The sequence below is a fragment of the Streptomyces sp. NPDC052910 genome, assembly GCF_055585605.1.
Window position 1 is genome coordinate 218,824 of record NZ_JBVJJR010000001.1, and the last position, 21,078, is coordinate 239,901.

19 protein-coding genes are annotated in these 21,078 nt (G+C 74.0%); 5 read left to right on the forward strand and 14 right to left on the reverse strand.

Features of this window, described 5'->3' with window-relative positions; all coding sequences use genetic code 11:
• Nucleotides 1–97 precede the first annotated feature (97 nt).
• Nucleotides 98–1,729: an L-glutamate gamma-semialdehyde dehydrogenase gene (gene pruA, locus ACZ6X9_RS00990; RefSeq protein ID WP_469775804.1), complete on the reverse strand. Its 1,632-nt coding sequence runs from the start codon at nucleotides 1,727–1,729 to the stop codon at nucleotides 98–100.
• 32 nt (nucleotides 1,730–1,761) lie between these two features.
• Nucleotides 1,762–2,688 carry a proline dehydrogenase family protein gene (locus ACZ6X9_RS00995; RefSeq protein WP_469775805.1) on the reverse strand — a complete coding sequence of 309 codons (927 nt, stop codon included), beginning with the start codon at nucleotides 2,686–2,688 and terminating at the stop codon, nucleotides 1,762–1,764.
• 242 nt (nucleotides 2,689–2,930) lie between these two features.
• Between ACZ6X9_RS00995 and ACZ6X9_RS01000 the strand changes: the two genes are divergently transcribed.
• Nucleotides 2,931–4,160 (forward strand): PucR family transcriptional regulator, encoded by a 1,230-nt coding sequence (locus ACZ6X9_RS01000; RefSeq protein WP_469775806.1) that lies wholly within the window; start codon nucleotides 2,931–2,933, stop codon nucleotides 4,158–4,160.
• Nucleotides 4,161–4,286: 126 nt separating this feature from the next.
• Here ACZ6X9_RS01000 and ACZ6X9_RS01005 read toward each other — a convergent pair whose 3' ends face one another.
• On the reverse strand, nucleotides 4,287–5,789 hold the full coding sequence (locus tag ACZ6X9_RS01005; RefSeq protein WP_469775807.1) for a succinic semialdehyde dehydrogenase: 1,503 nt from the start codon (nucleotides 5,787–5,789) through the stop codon (nucleotides 4,287–4,289).
• A gap of 216 nt (nucleotides 5,790–6,005) precedes the next feature.
• Here ACZ6X9_RS01005 and ACZ6X9_RS01010 point away from each other — a divergent pair, with 216 nt between their 5' ends.
• The gene (locus ACZ6X9_RS01010) at nucleotides 6,006–6,917 is read left to right on the forward strand and encodes an oxygenase MpaB family protein (protein WP_469775808.1); all 912 of its coding nucleotides are present in this window, start codon (nucleotides 6,006–6,008) and stop codon (nucleotides 6,915–6,917) included.
• Nucleotides 6,918–6,927: 10 nt separating this feature from the next.
• Here the strand turns inward: ACZ6X9_RS01010 and ACZ6X9_RS01015 are convergent, their stop codons facing one another.
• From ACZ6X9_RS01015 to ACZ6X9_RS01030, 4 genes are read right to left on the reverse strand one after another with little or no spacing between them, the layout of a single operon-like run.
• Nucleotides 6,928–8,172, reverse strand: a complete 1,245-nt coding sequence (locus ACZ6X9_RS01015; RefSeq protein ID WP_469775809.1) for a polyprenyl synthetase family protein — start codon at nucleotides 8,170–8,172, stop codon at nucleotides 6,928–6,930.
• A gap of 57 nt (nucleotides 8,173–8,229) precedes the next feature.
• On the reverse strand, nucleotides 8,230–9,186 hold the full coding sequence (locus ACZ6X9_RS01020) for a diacylglycerol/lipid kinase family protein (protein WP_469775810.1): 957 nt from the start codon (nucleotides 9,184–9,186) through the stop codon (nucleotides 8,230–8,232).
• Entirely contained in the window at nucleotides 9,183–10,778 is a 1,596-nt protein-coding gene (locus ACZ6X9_RS01025) for an MFS transporter (RefSeq protein WP_469775811.1), read from the reverse strand. The genes ACZ6X9_RS01020 and ACZ6X9_RS01025 overlap by 4 nt, the downstream gene beginning before the upstream one ends.
• 3 nt (nucleotides 10,779–10,781) lie before the next feature.
• Complete coding sequence (locus ACZ6X9_RS01030; protein WP_469775812.1) at nucleotides 10,782–11,621, reverse strand: SDR family oxidoreductase; 840 nt, start codon at nucleotides 11,619–11,621, stop codon at nucleotides 10,782–10,784.
• A gap of 415 nt (nucleotides 11,622–12,036) precedes the next feature.
• On the opposite strand from ACZ6X9_RS01030, the gene ACZ6X9_RS01035 reads away from it, so the two are divergent.
• Nucleotides 12,037–12,396 carry a hypothetical protein gene (locus tag ACZ6X9_RS01035; protein WP_469775813.1) on the forward strand — a complete coding sequence of 120 codons (360 nt, stop codon included), beginning with the start codon at nucleotides 12,037–12,039 and terminating at the stop codon, nucleotides 12,394–12,396.
• Between the two features lie 17 nt (nucleotides 12,397–12,413).
• Here ACZ6X9_RS01035 and ACZ6X9_RS01040 read toward each other — a convergent pair whose 3' ends face one another.
• The 3 genes from ACZ6X9_RS01040 to ACZ6X9_RS01050 all read right to left on the reverse strand — a co-directional run bounded on the left by ACZ6X9_RS01040 (nucleotide 12,414) and on the right by ACZ6X9_RS01050 (nucleotide 15,432).
• Nucleotides 12,414–13,472: a methyltransferase gene (locus tag ACZ6X9_RS01040; protein WP_469775814.1), complete on the reverse strand. Its 1,059-nt coding sequence runs from the start codon at nucleotides 13,470–13,472 to the stop codon at nucleotides 12,414–12,416.
• Nucleotides 13,469–14,314 carry a helix-turn-helix domain-containing protein gene (locus tag ACZ6X9_RS01045; protein ID WP_469775815.1) on the reverse strand — a complete coding sequence of 282 codons (846 nt, stop codon included), beginning with the start codon at nucleotides 14,312–14,314 and terminating at the stop codon, nucleotides 13,469–13,471. The genes ACZ6X9_RS01040 and ACZ6X9_RS01045 overlap by 4 nt, the downstream gene beginning before the upstream one ends.
• A 200-nt stretch (nucleotides 14,315–14,514) precedes the next feature.
• Nucleotides 14,515–15,432 carry a class I SAM-dependent methyltransferase gene (locus tag ACZ6X9_RS01050; protein ID WP_469775816.1) on the reverse strand — a complete coding sequence of 306 codons (918 nt, stop codon included), beginning with the start codon at nucleotides 15,430–15,432 and terminating at the stop codon, nucleotides 14,515–14,517.
• 97 nt (nucleotides 15,433–15,529) lie between these two features.
• Between ACZ6X9_RS01050 and ACZ6X9_RS01055 the strand changes: the two genes are divergently transcribed.
• Entirely contained in the window at nucleotides 15,530–16,207 is a 678-nt protein-coding gene (locus ACZ6X9_RS01055) for a winged helix-turn-helix transcriptional regulator (RefSeq protein ID WP_469775817.1), read from the forward strand.
• A gap of 75 nt (nucleotides 16,208–16,282) precedes the next feature.
• Here the strand turns inward: ACZ6X9_RS01055 and ACZ6X9_RS01060 are convergent, their stop codons facing one another.
• Nucleotides 16,283–16,630: a hypothetical protein gene (locus tag ACZ6X9_RS01060; RefSeq protein ID WP_469775818.1), complete on the reverse strand. Its 348-nt coding sequence runs from the start codon at nucleotides 16,628–16,630 to the stop codon at nucleotides 16,283–16,285.
• An 837-nt stretch (nucleotides 16,631–17,467) separates the two neighbouring features.
• Between ACZ6X9_RS01060 and ACZ6X9_RS01065 the strand changes: the two genes are divergently transcribed.
• Nucleotides 17,468–18,451, forward strand: coding sequence for a serine hydrolase (locus ACZ6X9_RS01065; RefSeq protein ID WP_469775819.1), 984 nt, complete (start codon nucleotides 17,468–17,470; stop codon nucleotides 18,449–18,451).
• Between the two features lie 103 nt (nucleotides 18,452–18,554).
• Here ACZ6X9_RS01065 and ACZ6X9_RS01070 read toward each other — a convergent pair whose 3' ends face one another.
• The 3 genes from ACZ6X9_RS01070 to ACZ6X9_RS01080 form a co-directional block, all read right to left on the reverse strand.
• Complete coding sequence (locus ACZ6X9_RS01070) at nucleotides 18,555–18,746, reverse strand: ferredoxin (protein WP_185941221.1); 192 nt, start codon at nucleotides 18,744–18,746, stop codon at nucleotides 18,555–18,557.
• 20 nt (nucleotides 18,747–18,766) lie between these two features.
• Nucleotides 18,767–20,008 carry a cytochrome P450 gene (locus tag ACZ6X9_RS01075; RefSeq protein ID WP_469775820.1) on the reverse strand — a complete coding sequence of 414 codons (1,242 nt, stop codon included), beginning with the start codon at nucleotides 20,006–20,008 and terminating at the stop codon, nucleotides 18,767–18,769.
• Nucleotides 20,009–20,398: 390 nt separating this feature from the next.
• Nucleotides 20,399–20,995: a TetR/AcrR family transcriptional regulator gene (locus ACZ6X9_RS01080; RefSeq protein WP_469775821.1), complete on the reverse strand. Its 597-nt coding sequence runs from the start codon at nucleotides 20,993–20,995 to the stop codon at nucleotides 20,399–20,401.
• Nucleotides 20,996–21,078 lie beyond the last annotated feature (83 nt).

Consider the following 21,078-nt stretch of genomic DNA (forward strand, 5'->3'; position numbering starts at 1 on the left):
CGACAGCACCGGCGGAAACGCCCCCGCCCGGCGGGAGCCGGACGGGGGCGGGAACCCCGGAAATCCCGGGAACCCGGAATCCCCGGGGAAGGGCAGGTCAGCCCATGTGCGGGTAGCGGTAGTCGGTCGGCGGGACCAGGGTCTCCTTGATGGACCGGGTCGAGACCCAGCGCAGGAGGTTGGTGGCCGCACCGGCCTTGTCGTTCGTGCCCGAGGCGCGGCCGCCGCCGAAGGGCTGCTGGCCGACGACGGCGCCGGTCGACTTGTCGTTGATGTAGAAGTTGCCCGCGGCGAAGCGCAGCTTCTCCATCGTGTGGGCGGCGGCGGCGCGGTCCTGGGCGATGACCGAGCCGGTCAGCGCGTAGGCCGACACCGACTCCATCTGCTCCAGCATCGCGTCGTACTGGTCGTCCTCGTAGACGTGGACGGCGAGGATCGGGCCGAAGTACTCGGTGGTGAAGACCTCGTTGGACGGGTCGGTGCACTCGATGACGGTCGGGCGGACGAAGTAGCCGACCGAGTCGTCGTAGCTGCCGCCCGCGACGATGGTGCAGGTCGGGTCGGACTTGGCGCGGTCGATGGCGGCCTTGTTCTTGGCGAAGGACCGCTCGTCGATGACGGCGCCGATGAAGTGGGACAGGTCGGTGACGTCACCCATGGTGATGCCGTCGACCTCGGCCGCGAACTCCTCCTTGAAGCCGTCCTCCCAGATGGAGCGGGGGATGTAGGCGCGGGAGGAGGCGGAGCACTTCTGGCCCTGGAACTCGAAGGAGCCGCGGGTCAGTGCGGTCTTCAGGATGGCGCGGTCGGCGCTCGGGTGGGCGACGACGAAGTCCTTGCCGCCGGTCTCGCCGACGAGGCGCGGGTAGCCCTTGTACTTCTCGATGTTGTTGCCGACGGTCTTCCAGAGGTATTGGAAGGTCTTGGTGGAGCCGGTGAAGTGGATGCCCGCGAGCTCGGGGTGGTTCAGGGCCACCTCGGAGACGGCGATGCCGTCGCCGGTCACCAGGTTGATGACGCCCTTGGGCAGGCCGGCCTCCTCCAGGAGCTGCATGAGCAGCACGGCGGAGTGGGTCTGGGTCGGGGACGGCTTCCAGACGACGACGTTGCCCATGAGGGCGGGGGCGGTCGGGAGGTTGCCGGCGATGGCCGTGAAGTTGAACGGCGTGATCGCGTAGACGAAGCCCTCCAGCGGGCGGTGGTCGCTGCGGTTCCACACGCCGGTGGAGTTGGCGACCGGCTGCTCGGCGAGGATCTGGCGCGCGAAGTGCACGTTGAAGCGCCAGAAGTCGACGAGCTCGCAGGGGGTGTCGATCTCGGCCTGCTGGGCGGTCTTCGACTGGCCGAGCATGGTGGAGGCGGCCAGCGTCTCACGCCAGGGGCCGGCGAGCAGCTCGGCGGCGCGCAGGATGATCGCGGCGCGGTCGTCGAAGGACATGGCGCGCCAGGCCGGGGCGGCGGCCAGGGCGGCGTCGATCGCGTCCTGGGCGTCCTGCTCGGTGGCGTTGGCGTAGGTGCCGAGGCGGGCCTGGTGGTTGTGCGGCTGCACGACGTCGAAGCGCTCGCCGCCGCCCATCCGCTTCTCGCCGTTGATCGTCATCGGCAGGTCGACGGGGTTGTCGGCCAGCTCCTTGAGCTTGGCCTCGAGGCGGGCGCGCTCCGGGGTGCCCGGGGCGTAGGAGTGCACCGGCTCGTTGACCGGGGCGGGGACCTGGGTGACAGCGTCCATGAGTCTCGGACTCCTTACGGGGTTGGAGGGTCTCAGCCCTTGGTGATCATCGAGCGGAGGAAGAACAGCAGGTTGGCGGGCTTCTCGGCGAGGCGGCGCATGAAGTACCCGTACCAGTCGGTGCCGTAGGCCGTGTAGACCCGCATCCGGTGGCCCTCGGCGGCCAGCCGGACGTGCTCGTCACCGCGGATGCCGTAGAGCATCTGGAACTCGTACTCGTCGAGCTTGCGCCCCGCCTGCCGGGCCAGCTCCTGGGTGATCGCGATCAGGCGCGGGTCGTGGGACCCGATCATCGGGTAGCCCTCGCCCGCCATCAGGATCCTGACGATCCTGACGAACGCCTTGTCGATCTCGGCCTTGTCCTGGTAGGCGACGGAGGCGGGTTCCTTGTACGCACCCTTCACGATACGCACCCGGCTGCCGGCGGCGGCGAGCCGGCGGGCGTCGTCCTCGGTGCGGAAGAGGTACGCCTGGATGACGCAGCCGGTCCGCGGGAAGTCCTTCCGCAGCTCCTCGTGGATGGCGAACATCGAGTCGAGGGTGGTGTGGTCCTCGGCGTCCAGCGTGACGGTGGTGCCGATGGCGGCGGCGGCCTCGACGACCGGGCGGACGTTGGCGAGGGCCAGCTCGTGGCCGCCCTCCAGCGCCTGGCCGAACATCGACAGCTTCACGGACATCTCGGCGCGCTCGCCGAGGCCCAGCTCCTTGAGGCGCTCGATCAGCTCCAGGTAGGCGTCACGGGCCGCGTACGACTGCTCGACGGTGGTGATGTCCTCGCCGACGACGTCGAGGGTGACCTCCAGGCCCTTGGCCGCGGCGTCCTTGACGATCGGAATGACCTGGCCGACGGTCTCGCCCGCGATGAAGCGGTCGACGACCTGCTTGGTGCCCGGGGCGGCCGACACGAAGCGACGCATGCGGTCGCTGCGCGAGGCGGCGAGGATGACGGGACCCAGCACGGGCACCTCCACGATGACGGCCGGTCCCACCCGGGACGACGGCATAACCAACTCGACGTGAAACGTAGGTTTCGCGCCACCCCGCGGGCCATCGACACCTGTCACGCATCCGTGGCCGGGATCTCAGACACATGTATGACAATGGTTCCCGGAGGCCACGGAGGCGGGGGCGAATCGGACGAAAGCCCGGCGGGCGGTCGGCGGAAGCCGGGACGAGCCGGAGAAATGGAGCGCGGCGCGTCATGCGGGGCGAGTACCAGCAGCTCGTGGACGAGATCTCGGCGGTGCTCGGCGCGCCCGCGACCCTGGAGGACCGGGATTTCGGCCTGATCGCCTTCGGCGCGCACGGCGGCGACGACGACCTGGAGATGTCCATGGACCCCGTCCGGACGCGCTCGATCCTCCAGCGGCGCTCGACGGCGGCCGTCCGGGCCTGGTTCGAGGCGTTCGGCATCGCCCGGGCCCAGGCGCCGATGCGCATCCCGCCGGACCCGGCGGCGGGCGTCTTCAAGGGCCGCGTCTGCCTTCCCGTACGCCACCGGGGCGTGGTGCACGGCTACGTCTGGCTGCTGGACGACGAGCACCTGGCCGGCGTCGACCTGGACCCGGCCGCGCCGGACCCGCGCGTGGCGCAGGCGATGGAGACCGCCGCCCGGATCGGCGCCCTGCTCGCCGCCGAGGCCCGCGCCGGCGCCGAGCTGGGCGAGCTGCTGCGGGACCTGCTGACCGCGCGCCCGGCCGGCCGGGACGCGGCGCGCCTCGCCCTCCGGGAGGCGCTGGGCCCGGCGGCGGACGGGCCGCTGGCGCTGCTGGCGGTGGCGCCCTGGCGCACGGACTCCGACGACGGCGACGACGCGACGGGCGACCGGCCGGGGTCGGCGTTCGCCGCCCGCTCCGGCGTGGCGGCGCTCTGCGCCGTGCCGGACAGCCTGCCGGACGGCTCGGCGGCCCTGGCCGCGCTGGTCCGGCTGCGTGCCCTCAGCGCCCCGGCACCCGCCCGGGCCGCCGCCGACCGGCTGCTGCACTCGCCCCGGGCGGGCGCGGACGGCGGTCCCGGCCTGGCCGCCGCCGGCCTGGGCACCCCGCGCAGGGGGCTCGCGGAGCTCACCGACGCCTGGGCGGAGGCGCTGTCCGCCGCCCGCGCGGCGGCGGCCGAACGGCGGCTCGGCCCGCTCGCCGAATGGGCGGCCATCGGCCCGTACCGCGTCCTGACCGGCCTGCCGGCCGACCGGGCGGCCGACCACGCCGTCCGCCCGCTGCTGGAGCGTTCCCACGCGGAGCTGGCCCGCACCACCGAGGTCTACCTCGACTGCGCCGGCCAGGCCGGCCGCGCGGCGGCCGCCCTCGGCATCCACCGGCAGACGCTCTACTACCGGCTGTCCCGGGTGGAACAGCTCACCGGCCTGGACCTGGACAACGGCGAGGACCGGCTGCTGCTGCACATGACGCTGAAGGCGGCGCGGCTGGGCTGAGGGGCAGGGTCCGCGACCGGTGTGCGCACCGGGTGCGGAACGGCCCGGGCCGCTGCCGGGGGGCGGTCGACCGGCGCCCCACCGTCACCGGCCCCTGTGGCGTGCCGGTGCGCTCCGGCTCGGGGCTCAATGGTCCGCCCGCCGAGCGGGGCGTCTCGCCGCGGCCAGGAGAAGGAGGCGACGGGTGGCCTGGGCGTAGAGGTGCTGGGGCACTCGCGCGGGGGCCCGCAGGGGCAGCAGGCGTTGGGTGGCGACGGTCTGTGCCTCGGTGTAGGCGAGGAGGCCCTCGCGGCCGTGGCGGCGGCCGAGTCCGGACTCCCCCATGCCGCCCATGGGCGCGTCCACGGACGAGTAGGCGGCGGCGTAGGACTCGTTGATGTTGACCGTACCGGCCCGGACGCGCCGGGCGAGGCGACGGCCGCGCGCGGCGTCGCGGGTCCAGATGCTGGCGTTGAGGCCGTAGGGGCCGGCGTTGGCCCGGCGCACGGCGTCGTCCTCGTCCCGGACGGGGTGGACGCTCGCGACCGGTCCGAACACTTCCCGGCCGTCGACGGTCATGTCCTCGGTGACGCCGGTCAGGATCGTGGGTTCGTAGAAGCACGGGCCCAGGTCCGGGCGCGGGCGGCCGCCGGTGATCAATCGGGCGCCCTTGCCCAGGGCGTCCCGGACGAGGGCGTCGACGGTGCGGAGATGGGCGGGGGACACGAGTGAACCCATGTCCGCGCTGTAGTCGAGGGCCGCTCCCAGCCGCAGGGAGCGCGTCCGCGCCGCGAACTTCGCCAGGAACGCCGGGTAGAGGCTTTCGTGGACGAGTACGCGCTCGGCCGACATGCACAGTTGGCCCGCGTTGGCGAAGCAGGCGCGGACCGCCCCGTCGACCGCCCTGGGCACGTCCGCGTCGTGCAGCACGATGAGGGCGTTCTTCCCGCCCAGTTCCAGCGTGCAGCCCACCAGGCGCCGGCCGGCCGAGGCGGCGACGCTCCTGCCCGTGGCCGGGGATCCGGTGAAGCACACGTAGTCGCTGTGGGAGACGACCAGGGGGCCGGCTTCGCCGCCGGGGCCGGTCACGAGCCGGAACAGCCCGGGGGGCAGACCCGCGCGCTCCAGCAGTTCACGGGCCCACACCGCCGTGAAGGTCCCCTGGAGATCGGGCTTGCACACCACGGCGTTGCCTGCCACGAGCGCGGGCAGGGCGTCGCAGAGCGCGAACGTGAGCGGGTAGTTCCACGGGGCGATGACACCGACGACACCGCGGGGGTGGCGGTATTCGACGGTGTGGGTGAAGCCCGGCACCGCGCCGCGCCGGCGCCTGGGCCGCAGCAGGGCGGGTGCGTGCCGGCCGTAGTACCGGGCCGTCAAGGCGACGTCGACGACTTCCTCGAAGGCGTCCTTGCGTGCCTTGCCGGATTCGAGCTGGATCAGGTCCAGCGCCTCCTCGTGGCGGCGCAGGACGAGTTCGTGCACCCGGCGCAGGACGGCGGCCCGCTCGCCCACCGGCCGGCGGGCCCAGAGGCGCTGGGCGCGGCGGGCCTCGGCGAAGGCGCGTTCCGCGTCGTTCGGCGTGCAGTGCGGCACCCGGCCCAGGGGCCGCCCGTCGAAGGGCGCGTGGGTCGTCGTGTGCACGGTCATGACGGTCCCCTCACCGCGTTCACCATGGGCCGCCACGACCGGCACGACACCGGGTGCGGATCATCACATGAACGGGTTTCCGGCCGAAAGGATGCGCCGTCCGGCCGGAAGACCACCCGAACCGGTGAGCGGCCGGGCGCGGCCTCCCGCCGCGTACGCCGCACGAGGGACCCGCCCCTTCCCCGGCGACGGCTCATGGTCCGATCATGCGGCAGTATGTCTGCCAGCCCGAAGCCCCCCTCCCGGTGCGCCCGCTACGACCGTGCCCGCCACATCGCCTCGCTCGACGGCGTGCGCGACCACCTCTTGATCTACCGGCTCAGTACCGGACTGGAGTTCCCCTGGGACTACCAGCGCTCCCTGGAGCTGGCCCTGATCCGCATGTTCGCCGTGCCCGAGATCGCGGAACTCATCGACGCCACCGGCCAGTTCGCCCGGGCCGGCCAGCGGCGGTACGACGACACCCTCGCCCTCCTGGCAGCCCTCGCCAAGTACGGGTACGACTCCCCGGAAGGCAAGGTCGCCCTGCGCACCATGAACCGGGCCCACCACTGGTACACCATCCGCAACGAGCACCTGCTCTACACCCTGTCGGCACTCGTCTGCGAGCCGGTCCGGTGGATCGCCCGCTACGGATGGCGTCCGCTGCTCGAACAGGAGAAGACCGCCGCCTTCTGCTTCTACCGGGCCATCGGCACCCGCATGAACGTCAAGGACCTGCCGGACGACTACGCCGGGCTGGAACGCTTCAACAGGGAGTACGAGCAGACCTGGTTCGCACCGTCGGCGACGGGCCGCAAAGTCGCGGACTACGTACTGGACATCGCCTGTTCCTGGGTGGCACCACCGGTCCGCCCCCTCGCCCGCGCGGGCGTCGTCAGCCTGATGGACGAGCCACTGCGCAGGGCCTTCACCTACCCCGAGCCACGGCTGGCCCGTCCCGTGGTGGAGACCCTGATGCGGCTGCGGGCCCGGGGGCTGCGCCTGCGGCGCCCCCAGCGCCACTCGTACTACGACGACCCGCCCCGCCTGCGCAGTTACCCGGGCACCCACCACCAGTACACGGTGGCCGACTTCGGTGTCACCGCGCCCAGCGACGTGGACGCCCGGTGGCGCAGGGAGCCCTGATCCCGGACCGTCAGGCGACACGCGCCCTGTGCACGGTGTGCCGGGCGACGGCCCGGACGAACAGGGCGGCGCGGTTGCGCGGCAGGCAGGGCCGCAGATCCCGCCAGGCCGGGTCGAGGAGCCGGCCGGCCTCCTCGACACACGCCTGAAGGGCACCGCACTCGGTCAGCACGGCCGCGTCCTCCCGCAGCGACTCCGGTGTCCAGCGGCCTTCCCGGGCGCGCTGCCACAGCGCGCTCATCCGCCGGCGCGGGAGCAGGGCGACCGCGTGGGCCAGCGGCATGGTGACCTTGCCGTTGCGGAGGTCCTCGGCGACGGTTTTCGTGGGCGCGCCCTCGTGGAGGACGCCGCGGAGGTCCAGGACGTCGTCCGTGACCTGGTAGGCGACGCCGATGGCCTCTCCGTACCGCCCGAGCCCGTCGCGCGTCCGGGCCGGTGCACCGGTGAGCAGGGCGGCGACCTCGAAGGCGGCGCGCACCGGGACGCCCGACTTGAGCCGGTGCGTCAGCCGCAGGTGGTCCAGGAGGGCGCGCGGATCGCCGGCGGCGACGGCCGTGTCCATCTCGGCCCGCAACCCGGCGATGTCCAGCCCCTGCCCGGCGTGGGCCGCCCGGAGCGCGCGCAGGTACACGTCCTGGACGGCGGACCTCAGGGGCGCGTCGTCCGGTACGACGGCGCACAGGGCCCGGTGGAAGACGAGGTACGCCGCGGTGCCGGCGTTGAGCGCGACGGGCACGCCGAACGCCAGATGGGCCGTCTGCGTCCCGCGGCGGAGCCCGGCGCCGTCCTCGACGTCGTCGACCATGAGGGAACCGGTGTGCATGAGTTCCCCGGCCGCGAGGATCGGTCCGAAGCGCCGGCTGTCACCGCCCAGCGTCTCGATCACCTTGGCCATCAGGTAGGGGCGCCACCGCCGCCCACCGCCGTCCACGAGGTGCCGCACGGGCCGTACCAGGGCCTCGTGGAGCCGGGGGGTGATCTCCGCGAGCAGCCCGGGCCGGAGGCACGAGGCGTCCGGCAGCCCCAGGAAGTCCCGCACGACGCCGGCGTCCAGGGAGTCGGCGTCGGGGTAGAGCGCCGTGATGTGGGTGCGCAGCTCCGCGCTGAAGCGCCGCAGGTCCGCGCGCACGGCCTCGGGAAGCCCGGTGTCCGGGCGGGCGCCGTGACGCCGGCGGTCGGCGGGCGCGGGCTCCTGGCAGGGGTCCCCCGCCACGGGAGAGCCGTCGACAGCGTACGAAGGGCGGGTGGGGGGCATGTGACTCTTTCTCACGGGTGCGGCTCGTGGGTAGGGGGAGGTGTCGTCGGGAACCGCTCACAGGGCGACGGCCAGCGCCTGCCGCACGGAGTGGAACGACAGCGTGCGGCAGGGGGGCAGCGGTTCGCCGTCCGCGTGCAGCGCGATGGGGACCTCCGAGGTGACCGACAGGTTCGTGACGCCGGAGAACCGTGTCACCGGCCGTCCCGCGTGCTCCCGCCGGGGCGCCGCGAGCATGCGGGCCAGCAGGAAGGCGCAGCGCGGGAAGGACGCACCGGTGAACGCCAGCGCCTCCAGGTCCTTGTCCCAGGCGGCGGCCGGGCACGGGTTGAGAGGCCATCCGCCCAGGTAGGCGTAGGGGGAGGTGTTCGCCACCAGCAGGGCGAAGGCCTGTCGTTCGCTCCCGGCCGCCGAGATCCGCAAGGCCCGCCTGCGCCGGTCCTCCCCGCGGGGGAAGACCCGCACGCCCTCGGCGAGGGCGCGGATCGCCGACGTCCTGCCGCTCCGGCGCCGGGTGGCCTCCACCCGGGACATCAGCTCGGCGCCGAATCCGGCGCCGGACGCGAAGAGGAAGAACCGCGAGTTGACGCGGCCGACGTTGACGAGCGTGCGCCGGCCCGTGCGCAGGGCGGCGGCCAGTCGGCGCACGGCGTCCGGCGGGCTGGTACGCACACCGAGGGAACGGCCGACGACGTTCAGGGCGCCGACGGGCAGGATGCCCAGCGCCGGCACGCCGTCGGCGGGCCCTCCGGCCGGCGGGCCGCCGGCGGGGACATCAGCCAGCAGGCCGTTGGCCACTTCGTTCACCGTCCCGTCACCCCCGGCCGCGACGACGAGCCGGACCCCGCGCCGCCGGGCCTCGCGGGCCAGTTCCGTCGCGTGCGCCGGGCCTCCGGTCACCGCCAGGTCCACCGTCCCGCCGGCCCCGGCCAGGGACCTCCTCACCGCGTCCACGTCGAGCCTGGCGGCCCTGGTGGCGGCGGGGTTGACGATGACAAGGGCCGTCCCGGTCACCGGAGGCGGCCCGGCCCCGTCACGGCGGGAACCGGCGCGACGGGCCTTCTCCCACGCTCGCTTCCCCCCTCCCGGAGGAGGAACGCCGCGGCACACGACCCGGCGAGGCACAAGGCCGCCGACAGGTACGCGATGTGGTGCAGGGCCGACAGAAACGCCGCCTGCGCCTCGTGCGCCAGCACACCGGCGGCCCGCAGCCGCCGGGCACCGGCGGGCGTGCGGGGCCCGCCGGCCAGCGCGGCCTCGGCCACCAGGCCGCGCACCCGCGCCAGGGCGGCCAGCAGATGATCCCGTGCGCCCGGCCCGCCCGCCGCCGCCCCCGGCCGCGAACGGTCCCGCATGGCCGAGGAGTACACCGTGTTGAACACCGAACCCATCGCGGCCACCCCGGACGTACTGCCCACACTGCGCACCGCGTCGTTGACGGCGGCGCCCACGCCCGCCGTGCCGGGCGGTACCGCGCCCATGATCAGGCCGGTGGCCGGACCACCGGCCAGCCCGGTTCCCAGACCCACCAGCCACAGGAACACGCGCAGCCGGCCGTCCCCGGCCGCCGCCGACACACCGGCCAGCACGAGGAACGCACCACCGCACAGCACCAGACCGGCGACGATCAGATGCCGGGCGGCCGTCCACCGGGCGGCCACGGCCGCGACGACGCCCCCGCAGGCCACCCCCAGGCCGCCGAGCACCATCGTGGTCCCCGCCTCGAACGGGGAGAGCCGCAACAGGCCCTGAAGATGGAAGGTGAGGACGAAGGTGGCACCGACCAGGGTGAAGAACAGCAGGGAAAGCGTCCCCACCGCCACCGCGTAGCCCCGGTCGCGGAAGAGTCCCAGCGGCAGCATGGGCGACGGCGCACGGCTCTCCCAGCGCACCATCGCGGCCAGCAGCACCGCCCCGCCGGCCGCGACCCCCACCACGGGACCGCTGGTCCACCCGTGCGACGGGGCCTGGATGAGCGCCCACACGACCGCCGCCAGCCCGCCGGAGGACAGCAGGAGGCCCACCGGATCCGCGCCGGGCGCCCGCTCCTGCCGGCAGGCGGGGACCACGGCGACGACGCCGGCCAGGGCCAGCAGGGCCAAGGGGACGTTGCCCCAGAAACACGCCCGCCACGAGTACCGCTCCAGCAGCCAGCCGCCGACCAGGGGACCCAGCAGGACGCCCACGCCCGCGACGGTCGACCAGAGCGTCACGGCGAGCCGCCGGCGCCCCGGACAGGTGAAGACGTGCACGAGGATGGAAAGGGTCGCCGGCATGATCAACGCGGCGCCGGCGCCCATGAGTCCGCGAGCCGCCACCACGAGGAAGGCATCGGTCGCGACGCCCCCGAGCACGGACGCCGCGACACACACCCACAATCCGGTGACCAGGGCCCGGCGCCGCCCCCGGCGGTCCCCCCAGTTGCCCGCGGCCAGCACCCCCGCGGCCAGCGTGAGAGTGTAGGCCCCGACGATCCACTGCAACCGGGCCGCCGAGAGCCCCATTTCCCGCTGCATCTCCGGCAAGGCCACGTTCACGACGGTCTGATCGACGCCCAGCAGCATCAAGGCCAGACACAGCGCGGTGAGCACACCCCACTGCCGCACGGCTCAGTCTCCTTCCGGCCGGGGCACGGGGAAGACCGCGCACGCCAGGGCGTCGAACCAGGGGCCGGGCAACAGGCCGTGCGCACCCAGCGAGAGACGCGCGGCCGGCCCCACCACGTACCGCGACCGGGGACCGGTCGCGCCCAGGGCACACTCCACCGCGCGGGCCACCGCCTGCGCGGAGCCGACGCCGTACCGGCGCGGCCGGCTCCGCACCCGGCCGTAGAAGGTCTCCAACTGCTTCCGGAACGCGTCGTAGGCCGGCAGGTGCCGGCCGCCCCGGGACAGGGCGTCCAGGGCCGTCCCGATGAACGCGGTGCGCACCGCCGCCGGTTCGATGGTGCTGACCCGCACACCGAAGGGCCGGGTTTCCAGCCTGAGCGTGTCACTGAGGGAGGTCAGCGCGTGCTTGCTGGCGTGGTAGCAGCCGCCGCCGGGCAGCGAGAAGCGGCCGGCGACCGAGGAGATGTTGACGATGCGCCCCTCGCCCGCCGCACGCATGCCGGGCAGCACCGCCTGTGCCATGAGCAGCGGGCCGAAGACGTTGACCTCGAACTGGTGCCGCGCCTCGTCGAGCGGGATGTCCTCCAGGGGGCCGGGCAGGGCGTACCCGGCGTTGTTCACCAAGCCCCAGACGGCACCGTGCCGCTCCTCGACCGCGGCCACGCACTCCCGGACCGACACCTCGTCCGTGACATCGAGGGCCGCGACGCTCAGACCGCCGGCCGCCAGGTCCCGGAGGTCTTCGACCCGCGGGGCGGTGGCGACGACCTCGTACCCCCTGCGCGACAGTCGGGAGACGACGGCACGCCCGATACCCGTCGAACAGCCGGTCACCAACACGGCCCGATGCTTGGCGCGGGGGATCGCTGCGGACCCGCCGGACCGATATGACGTTCTCACAAGTGGCGCATCCTGCCCGACGCTCCGGGCGAACGGTGTGATCAGTACGCGCTTTAGCCCGTACGAGGGGACGGCCGGGGGACGACGGCCGTCGAGCCCCGAACGGCCGTCCGGTCATCCGCGCACCCGGACGGACGGACGCGCCCCAAGGGCGCACCAGCCCTCGGGGAAGCCGCCGCGCCCGCCCTCGCGCTCCCTCCGGTGCGACGTGACACGGGTCCTCGGGAACCGCCCGTAACTGTGATCGTGTGACGGCGTTAGCCCGTCCGTGTGGTCGGATGATCATTGGCCACCGCTTCCTCCGACCGGAGCCGGGCGGACCGGCCCGCTCCCCGTGGAAAGGCAAGGCAGACCGATGCGTGCGTCGAAGCGATTCGCGGTACTGGCCGGCACGGCCCTGGCCCTCCTGATGTCCCCCGCGGTGACCGGATCGGCCACCGCCGACACGATCGACACCCTGCCCGGCGGCCTGCTGTCGAACATCAACAGCAGGACCGCCTCCGGTGACTCGAACCTGTGCGGCACGAACAGGGTGGGCCTCCTCAACGACCGGCAGTGCGTCGTCCGACGAGGTGGCCCCGGCGAGCGGAACCTCGTCGGCCCGACGGGCGGACTGCTCTCGAACCTGGACTCGCGCCAGGCGTTCGGCGGCAGCAACAACTGCGGAAGCGAGACGGTCGCCGTGCTCAACAGGACGCCCTGCGTCGTGCGATGAGGACCCGACGGTTCTGATCAGCCCGCGGCGGCCTCGACGAGGGAGAACGGCCTGGCCGCCGCGAGCGGGGTGACCGAGACGACGGTCAGGCCCGCGCGTCGGCACACGTCCTCGAACTCCGCGCGGGTGCGTTCCCGGCCGCTCACGTTCACCAGCATGTTCAGATCGCTCAGATAGGTGATCCCGCCGTCGGTGGAGTGGGCTTCGGGGTCGACGGTGTCGGGGAGGACGGGTTCCACGATCAGGACCCGGCCGCCGGGCGGCAGCGCCTCGCGGCAGCGGCCCAGGATGGCGGCCGCCTGGTCGTCCGGCCAGTTGTGCAGGACGCTCTTGATCAAGTAGAGGTCCGAGCCCTCCGGGACGGATTGGAAGAAGTCCCCGGCGCGCGGGGAGCAGCGTCCCGTGAGCCCGTGCCGCTCCAGGGTCGCGGGCGCCTCGGCCAGGCCCTCCGCCGTGTCGAAGACGACGCCCGTGAGTTCCGGGTACGCCGTCAGCACGCCGGCCAGAAGCGTTCCGTCGCCGCCGCCGACGTCCGTGACCGAGGTGAACCGGCCGAAGTCGAAGGCGGCCGGGAGCGCGGCGGCGGTCGCCCCCGTGGCCTGGCTCATCGCCGTGTTGAACGCCGCGGACAGCTCCGGGTGCCGCGCGAGGTGGCCGAAGAAGTCCGTGCCGAAGACCGCGTCGAACGCGACGTCGCCGGTGCGGACGCTGTCCTCCAGGTCCTCCCAGGGGCGGGTCACCACCGGGTCGGTGAACACCCGCGCGAGGGCCGCCAGATTGCCGGGGCGGCGGGAGTCGAGGAGCGTACCCGCGGGGGTCACCGCGAAGGTGCCGGGGGTGGTTTCCCGCAGCAGGCCGAGCGCCGCCAGGGCACGCAGCAGGCGGGTCATGGGCCGGACCGCGGTTTTGGCGTCGGCGGCTATGTCGTCGGCCGGGCGCGCAGTGTCGCCGATCAGCTCGGCCACCCTCAGCCGTACCGCCGCGCGCAGGGTCTGCGCGGCCATGCTGCCGAAGGCGGTCCGGACGATCAGGGCGCGGTCGGCGGGGGTCGGTGTGCGGTCACCGGTGGCGGTCATGGGCGGGTTCCTTTCGGGGGGCGGTGCGGTGGGTGGGGAGCCAGGGCTCCCGGCGTACAGCCGGCGAAGGCCAGGACGTCGCGATGGAGATGGGGCTGGTCGGCGTAGCCGCACGCCAGGGCGGTATCGGCGGCGCTCTCGCCCGCGCGGAGCGCCCGGGCGGCGTGGTCGAAGCGGACCAGCATGGCGGCGCGCTTGGGCGTCAGACCGATCTGGGCGGTGAACACGGACCACAGCCGCTTGCGGCTCCAGCCGCAGGACGCGGCGAGGTCGCCGACCCGCACCCGGCCCCGACGGACCACGATGGCGTTCCAGACCGCCGCGACCTCGGGGGCCATCACCGGTGCCCGCGCGGCCCGCCGCGTGAGGAACGCGTCCACCAGCGTGAGACGTTCCTGCCAGGTCACGGCCTCGGCCAGCCGCTCGCGGAGGCGGCGCGCCTCCCGTCCCCACAGGTCCTCCAAGCCGACGGCGGACCCGTCCGGTGTGCGCGGCGGGACGCCCAGCAACGCGTAGGCGGCCGGGGGCGACAGGCGTGCCTCGACGCACTCGACCCGGGCGCCGCCGACGCGGACCGGTCCGGGCGCCGGCGCGGCGGCGAAGCTGCTCAGCGACTGCCGTCCCGCCGCGCCCTCGACGGTGAACGGTTCGTCGCCGAGACCGATGACGACGACCACGGCGGGCCCGGGGAGCACCCGTTTGTCCAGCCAGCTCGCGGCCCGGTCACGGAACCCCGCCATCCGGACGCCGGCGACGGAGGTGCCGTGAAGCGGTCGGGCGACCTCCCAGCCCTCTCCGGCGTCGGCGTCCGGGGGTTCGGGCCACGTGTGGTAGCTCTGCATGCGCCAATGGTCGTACGGGCAGGCGGACTTGTCTTGGACGAAAGTTCCGCGAGCGGAGGCGGTGGTGCGGCTTGGCACCCGTCGCCGCGCCACCACCCGTCGCCGCCCGCCATCACCCGTCGTCGCCTTCCCGGCCATCGCCGTCGGCGTCGGTGGCGCCATCGCGTCGGCGGCGGCGGCGTCGGCGTCGGTGTCGATGGTCAGGCCGGTCGTGTCGGCGCGATCACGGCCAGCAGGTACGCCGCCTCGACCCGCACCTCCGCGTCCGGTCCGGTGACGGCGTCCGGTCCTGCGGTGGCGTCCGGTCCTGCGGTGGCGTCGTCCGGTCCTGCGGCGGCCTCCGGTCCTACGGTGGCGTTCAGGTTCCAGGCGGCGAAAACGGCCGCGAGGTCGTCGTGCAGGGCCTCCCAGGAGCCGTCCGCCCGGAGGCGGGGACGTTCGAGCTGCACGTGCCCGGCCGTGCGGACCCAGAACCCGGCCGCCGCGCGGGGGGACGCGAACGTGAGGCGGACGTGTTCCGTGGCCACGGCGACGTCGTGCCCCGCGAACAGCCCCCGCACATAAGCCTCGTCGCCCCAGAGCACCGGCGGCCGGCCGCCCGGTGGCGGGGGTGGCAGGTAGCGGCCGGCCGCCCGGTTGAGGGCCGCCATCAGGCCGTCCGGCGTCCAGGCGGCGGACACGATCCGGCCGCCGGGGGCACAGCACCGCAGCAACGCCTCGGCGGCCCGGGAGTGGTCGGGCGCGTACATGGCGCCGAAGACGGTCAGGACCCGGTCGTACCGGCCGGTGAGGTGCTCGGCGCCGGCCTCCTGGAAGGTGACGGTCAGCTTCTCCGCCTGTGCCCGGCGGGCGGCCACGGCGAGGAGTTCCGGCGTCGGGTCGGCGGCGGTGACGGCCGCGCCGGCGCGGGCGGCGGCCAGGGCGGCGTTGCCGGTGCCGCAGCCGACGTCGAGGACGGTCGTCCCGGGCGCCGGCGCGGCGACGGCGACGACTCGTTCGGCGGCCGGGACGAGGCGGCGGGCCATGGCGGGGTAGTCGCCGGCGGCCCAGGTGGAGGGGGCCGGGGGCGCGGCCGGATCCGGTTCCGGAGAACTCTGCGCGGGTGTCGAGATGTTCACGCACCGAGCGTCCTATGGTGAAGCGACCGGGGCCGGTACGGAAATCGGACCGGGACGGAACGGATACGACGGGACGAGACGGGGGGTGGCTGCGGTCATGCCGCGGGGGATCGAATACTGCCCGGTGACGGCCGGGGTGGAGGCGGTCGGGGACCGCTGGACGCTGCTCGTGCTGCGCGAACTCATGCTCGGATCCGATCGGTTCAACGACATCCACCGCGGGGTCCCCGGGATCGGCCGGAGCCTGCTGTCGGCCCGGCTGCGCCGGATGCGGGCCCATGGCCTCGTCACCCGCGTCCCCGACGCCGACGGGCGCCCCGCCTACCGGCTGACCCCCGCCGGCGCCGCGCTCGAACCACTCGTCCGGGAACTCGGAGCCTGGGCGCGCCGCTGGGCACTGGGCGACCCCACGCGCGAGCAGTTGGACGCGGGGTGGCTACTGTGGCGCCTGCGCCAGTTCATACGGCGTGAACGGCTCCCCGGCCGGCGCGTGGTGGTGGAGTTCGCCCTGTCGCTCCCCGACGCGCCCGACGAACACGCGTGGCTCGTCCTGTCGCCCGGCGGAGACGTCAGCGCGTGCCGGCGGCACCCCGGGTACGACGTCGACGTGTGGGTGACCGCCGACTCGGCGCAGCTCCACCGAGTGGTGGCGGGCACCACCACCCTGACGGCGGCCCGGCGCTCCGGACACGTCCGGATGGCCGGGGACCCCGAGCTCACCGGGGCTTTCCCCCACTGGTTCGCCTGGCGGGCGGCCGGGGATCCGGCGGCGTGAGGCGGTGGGGGTGGCGGGGGAGGTTGGCGGTGGGGGTGGTGGTGGAAGGCGGCACCGGCGTCCGGGGGAATCGGATCAGCGCAGACTCCACCCGGTCACCGTGGACAGCGGCACCCGAAACGACTCGCCGAGCCCGGCCGGGAGCGCGCTGGAACCGGAGATGAGCTGACAGTGCCGGAGGTGCGCGAACTCCGGCGGGTAGGCGGTGGGTTCCTCCCCTTCCCGCGCGACGTCCTCGGCGAAACGGTCGTCGGGCGCCCCGGCCTCGTCGAGTCGCGCGGCGACATGGCCCGCCCAGTGCCGCTGCGCCGTGAGGCGGCCCGCGATCACCACTCCCCCGGCGACGAGGGTGATGCGCGGGCCGACGCCCTCCATCTCCGTGCGGTTGATCAGGTCGATGAGGAGTGCGTCGGTCACGGTCATGCGAGGACTGTAGTGATCATGAAGGAGCGCCCCTCGGCTCGGGTGCGTCCCGTGCGTGGGCTCGGACGCCGCGGGGCTGCCAGGCGGGTCCCCGGGTGGCGTGTGCGTACGCCGCCCCGGCGGGGGCCCGGCCGGGGGGGAACCGGCCGAGGAGGGGGTCCGGCCGAGGAGGGCGAGCCGCCCGGAACCGGTGCGGTGCGGGAGCCCGCCGTGGTTCGCCGTGGGGCGGGTCGCGGTGGGGCACGTCGCCGTGGGGTGCGTCGTGGTGGAGCCCGTCCCGGTGGGGCCCGTCGCGGTGGAACGCGTCGCGGTGGAACGCGTCGCGGTGGAACGCGTCGCGGTGGGCCCGTCGCGGTGGGGCGCGTACGGTCCCGGCCGGGGCGTCGCCGAGAGGGAGCCCGGCTACTGCCGACCGCTCCCGCCCCGCGCTCCGTGCGTCGCGCGCCATCCGGACGCCACCCACTCCCTGGCTCCCCACGCCGTCGAACGCTGGGAGACCCGGCTGACGCCGACCACGCTGTCCGCCGCACGCCGGCCGCACACGGCCGGTTTCCCGGCCGGCCGGCAGCGGTGCACCCGGGCGGCGCGAAGCGAGACGCCATGGCGAACACAACGTCCGCCCCTGCCAAGCGAGTTGAGGTGAGCGCGGCCGGCACCCGCCCGCAGCACAAGGTTCCGACCCCCCGGGCGACAGCGGAGACGAACCACCCGTCCCACCAGGAAGAAGCATGAGCGAGAATCGTGCAGTCATTCGATTGACCGGTGGGGCCGACGGGACCGGGGAGGCGATCCCCTCCCGGCCGCCCCGCCACGGCCCACTTCTGGGGGGAACCCGCCATGACCGCACACCCGATACCCGACGCCGCCCCGATACCCGGCGCCGCCTCCGCGTCCGACGCCCCCGCGGCCGCCGCGAGGACCCGCCGCCTGCCGCGCCGCGCCCTGACCGCCGCCGTCGCCGCGGCGGCCGTCGCCACGCCGCTCGCCGTGGCTGAGCCCGCCGCCGCGGCGGGGCCCAAGGTGGTGTGCACCTCGGAGAAGGCCGGGCTCGCCGCCAAGCTCACCAAGGACATCACCGCGGCGCTGAGCGGCCGGGCCGGTCACACGGGCATCGCGTTCGACGACCCGAAGACGAAGACGACCTGCACGTACGACGCCGACCGGCAGTTCGACTCCGCGAGCGTCTTCAAGCCGATCGTCCTCGGCACCCTGCTGTGGGACGCCGACCGGGCGAAGCGCTCGCTGTCGTCGCGCGAGAAGGCTCTCGCCAAGAAGATGATCACCGAGTCGGACAACAACTCCACGACGGAGCTTCGCAACCGTCTCACCACGGCGAAGATCAAGGACTTCGTCAAGGCCGCCGGCATGAAGCGCACGCTCCCCAACCAGACCTGGGGCACCACGCAGATCACCGCGCGCGACGAACAGCGGCTGCTCGCCCTGTTCACCACGCGCAACAAACTGCTCGCCGACAAGTCGCGGGCCTACGCCCTCGACCTGATGAACAAGGTGATCCCCTCGCAGCGCTGGGGCACCCCGGCCGGCGCCCCCAAGGGCACCACTGTGCACGTCAAGAACGGCTGGCTGCAGCGCGACCGGGACGGCCTCTGGCGCGTGCACAGCATCGGCGCCTTCACCGTCGGCGGCCGGACCTACACCATGTCGGTCCTCACCCACGGCAACCGCACCTGGCAGGGCGGCATCGACACCATCCAGGCCGTCGCCCGCGTCATCCACCGCGACGTCAACCAGGTGACGAAGAACGCCCGGCTCATCGCGCCGCCGGCACACCCGCAGGAGGTCATGCCGCCCGGCGTGTGAGCCTCGGGCACACCAGCCCCCGGGCCGCGGGCGGCGGGCGGCGGGCGGCGGTGCGGACCGGCCGCACCGGCGCCCGCGCCCGGCGGCGGGGACGGGGGCCCCGTCAGCCCTCGTCGAGCGTGATCGCCTGGACCGGACAGGCCCGCACCGCCTCCTTCACCATCGGGTCCGCGCCGCCCTCGCCCTCCGGCCGGACGACGCCGAAGCCGTCGTCGTCCGTGTCGAAGGCGCCGGGGGCGGTGAGGGCGCACTGACCCGAGCCGATGCACAGGTCCGAATCGATGCTGACGCGCATGGGGGTACTCCGTTCTGCGGTCACCAGGTGACCGGGAGGGCGAACAGTCCTTGCACGGTGCCGCCGGGCTTGACGGACACCTCATCGGGGGCAACGGCCAGCCGTAGCGTGGGGATACGGGCGAACAGGGACGAGAAGGCGATTTCGAGCTCCGCGCGGGCCAGATTCTGGCCCAGGCACTGGTGGATCCCGTACCCGAACGCCACGTGATGGCGGGCGGAGCGGCGTACGTCGAGGGTGTCGGGGTCGGCGTAGGCGGCCGGATCGCGGTTGGCCTCCGGCGTGGCGAGCAGCACGCCCTCGCCCGCCCGGATCGTCTCCCCGGCCACCTCGACGTCCGCCACGGCCACCCGCACCAGCGAGTCGGCGATCGAGAGGTAGCGCAGCAGCTCCTCGACCGCGCCGCGCATCAGTCCCGGATCGGCGCGCAGTGCGGCCAGTTGCTTCGGGTGGCGGAGCAGGGTGTAGGTGCCGAGGGAGATCATGTTGGAGGTGGTCTCGTGGCCCGCGATCAGCAGCAGCATCGCCGTGGAGACGAGTTCCTCGGCGTCCAGGGTTTCGGCCGGGTCCGCCAGGAGGGTGTCGAGCAGGCCGTCGCCCGGCGCCCGGCGCTTGCGGTCGAGGAGCCGCCGGAAGTAGGCGCGCAACGCGTCGCGGGACTCGCCGGCCTCCGCCGCTGTGTCCGCGACCAGCAGCCGCCGCGAGTGGTGTTCGAAGAACTCGTGGTCGTCGTACGGGACGCCGAGCAGGGCGCAGATGACCGTGGACGGGACGGGCAGGGCGTACGCGGTGACGAGGTCGGCCTCCGGTCCGGCGGCCAGCATGCGGTCCAGGAGGTCGTCCACGACGCGCTGGACGGCGGGGCGCAGGGCCGTGATCCGTTGCAGGCCGAAGCCCGGGATGACCGTCCGGCGCTGGCGGTTGTGCAGCGGGTCGTCGGCGCCCAGCAGCGGGATGGGCCGGTCGGCCTGTTCGGCCAGGCGCGGCATGGTGACCGGGAAGTCCGGGCGCTGCCGGTCGGCGGAGAGGCGGCGGTCGGCGAGCAGGGCCCGGACCTCGGCGTGACCGGTGACGAACCAGACCTGCCGGCCGTCGAAGAGCGTCACCCGGGCGAGCGGGCGGTCCCCGGGGGCCGACGGAAGGCCGGCGGGCGGGTGGTAGGGACAGCTCCGGTTCCTGGGCCAGGGGTGGGCGCCGGCTTCCGGTGCGGCGGGCGGGGCCGAGTGGGGGGCAGGGAGCGGGGGTTGCGCGGTTTCGGTCATGAGTGACCTCCGGCAAGCGGACTAGTATCCTCGGGCAACCATTAGACCGGAGGGTTCCGCACCCGTCCATGGGGCGTGCCCGGAATCCGGCCACGACGGACCGCCACCGGGCCGCGGCGGGCGACCATTCGACGGTGACGGGCCGCCACCGGGCCGCGGCGGCAGACCGCCATCCGACCACGGCAGGCGATCATCCGACCGTGGCGGCCCGCCACCCGGCCGTGAGGGACCGCTATCCGACTGCAGCGGGCCGCCACCCGGCCGTGACGGCCGGCCATCCGGCCCCGATGGAGCACCCCCGCCCCCGGCCCCCCGCCACCCGGCCACCCAGCCACCCGGCCCGCCATCCGATCACGCGGCCCGCCCGCCCTGCCGGTCCGCCCTCCCGCCTCACCCCTCCTCCGGGTCGAGCACCCGCCCCTCGACGATGCGCCGCATCCCCTCGACGAGGTCCTTGCCGCGCGGCGCGACCTTCGGATCGATGATCCACTGCACCCACAGCCCGATGAAGAGGGCGTGCACGACGGAGCCGGCGGTGCGGGACGCGACCGCGGGCACCTCGGCGTCCTCGACCCCCTCGAAGACGGCGACGATGCCCTCGCGCCCGCTCGGCAGCACGGCGGCGAACTGCTCCCGGAGCTCCGGCCGGTTGGGGAGCTGGCCGATCATCTCGAACTGGGCGGCCCAGAAGGCGCGGTCGTTCGCGAACCCGTCGAGCAGTGAGTCCCAGCAGGCCGCCATCCGTTCGTCGTGCGAAGCGTCGGGGTCCACCCCGGCGGCCAGCGCCCGGCCCACACGATCCCCCCACTCCTCCGTCAACTGGAGGAACGCGGCCATCATCAGCGCTTCCTTGGAGCCGTAGTGGTAGCCGATCGAGGCCAGGTTGGCGCCGGAGGCGGCCACGATGTCGCGCGCGGTCGTCCGCACCCAGCCCTTGTCGAGCAGGCAGCGCTTGGCGCCCTCCAGCAGATCTTCACGATGTCCCATACCGGAAGCCTAGCCGCCGCCCATACAAGCGTCATGGACGCTCGTCTTATACAAGCGTCATAGACATGCGTCTCATACGCTCG

Excerpts from the sequence above, each read along its gene's own strand:
- pruA (WP_469775804.1), bottom strand. The coding sequence starts at position 1,729 with ATGGACGCTGTCACCCAGGTCCCCGCCCCGGTCAACGAGCCGGTGCAC.
- ACZ6X9_RS01000 (WP_469775806.1), top strand. The coding sequence starts at position 2,931 with ATGCGGGGCGAGTACCAGCAGCTCGTGGACGAGATCTCGGCGGTGCTC.
- ACZ6X9_RS01005 (WP_469775807.1), bottom strand. The coding sequence starts at position 5,789 with ATGACCGTGCACACGACGACCCACGCGCCCTTCGACGGGCGGCCCCTG.
- ACZ6X9_RS01010 (WP_469775808.1), top strand. The coding sequence starts at position 6,006 with ATGTCTGCCAGCCCGAAGCCCCCCTCCCGGTGCGCCCGCTACGACCGT.
- ACZ6X9_RS01015 (WP_469775809.1), bottom strand. The coding sequence starts at position 8,172 with ATGCCCCCCACCCGCCCTTCGTACGCTGTCGACGGCTCTCCCGTGGCG.
- ACZ6X9_RS01035 (WP_469775813.1), top strand. The coding sequence starts at position 12,037 with ATGCGTGCGTCGAAGCGATTCGCGGTACTGGCCGGCACGGCCCTGGCC.
- ACZ6X9_RS01040 (WP_469775814.1), bottom strand. The coding sequence starts at position 13,472 with ATGACCGCCACCGGTGACCGCACACCGACCCCCGCCGACCGCGCCCTG.
- ACZ6X9_RS01045 (WP_469775815.1), bottom strand. The coding sequence starts at position 14,314 with ATGCAGAGCTACCACACGTGGCCCGAACCCCCGGACGCCGACGCCGGA.
- ACZ6X9_RS01055 (WP_469775817.1), top strand. The coding sequence starts at position 15,530 with ATGCCGCGGGGGATCGAATACTGCCCGGTGACGGCCGGGGTGGAGGCG.
- ACZ6X9_RS01060 (WP_469775818.1), bottom strand. The coding sequence starts at position 16,630 with ATGACCGTGACCGACGCACTCCTCATCGACCTGATCAACCGCACGGAG.
- ACZ6X9_RS01065 (WP_469775819.1), top strand. The coding sequence starts at position 17,468 with ATGACCGCACACCCGATACCCGACGCCGCCCCGATACCCGGCGCCGCC.
- ACZ6X9_RS01070 (WP_185941221.1), bottom strand. The coding sequence starts at position 18,746 with ATGCGCGTCAGCATCGATTCGGACCTGTGCATCGGCTCGGGTCAGTGC.
- ACZ6X9_RS01075 (WP_469775820.1), bottom strand. The coding sequence starts at position 20,008 with ATGACCGAAACCGCGCAACCCCCGCTCCCTGCCCCCCACTCGGCCCCG.
- ACZ6X9_RS01080 (WP_469775821.1), bottom strand. The coding sequence starts at position 20,995 with ATGGGACATCGTGAAGATCTGCTGGAGGGCGCCAAGCGCTGCCTGCTC.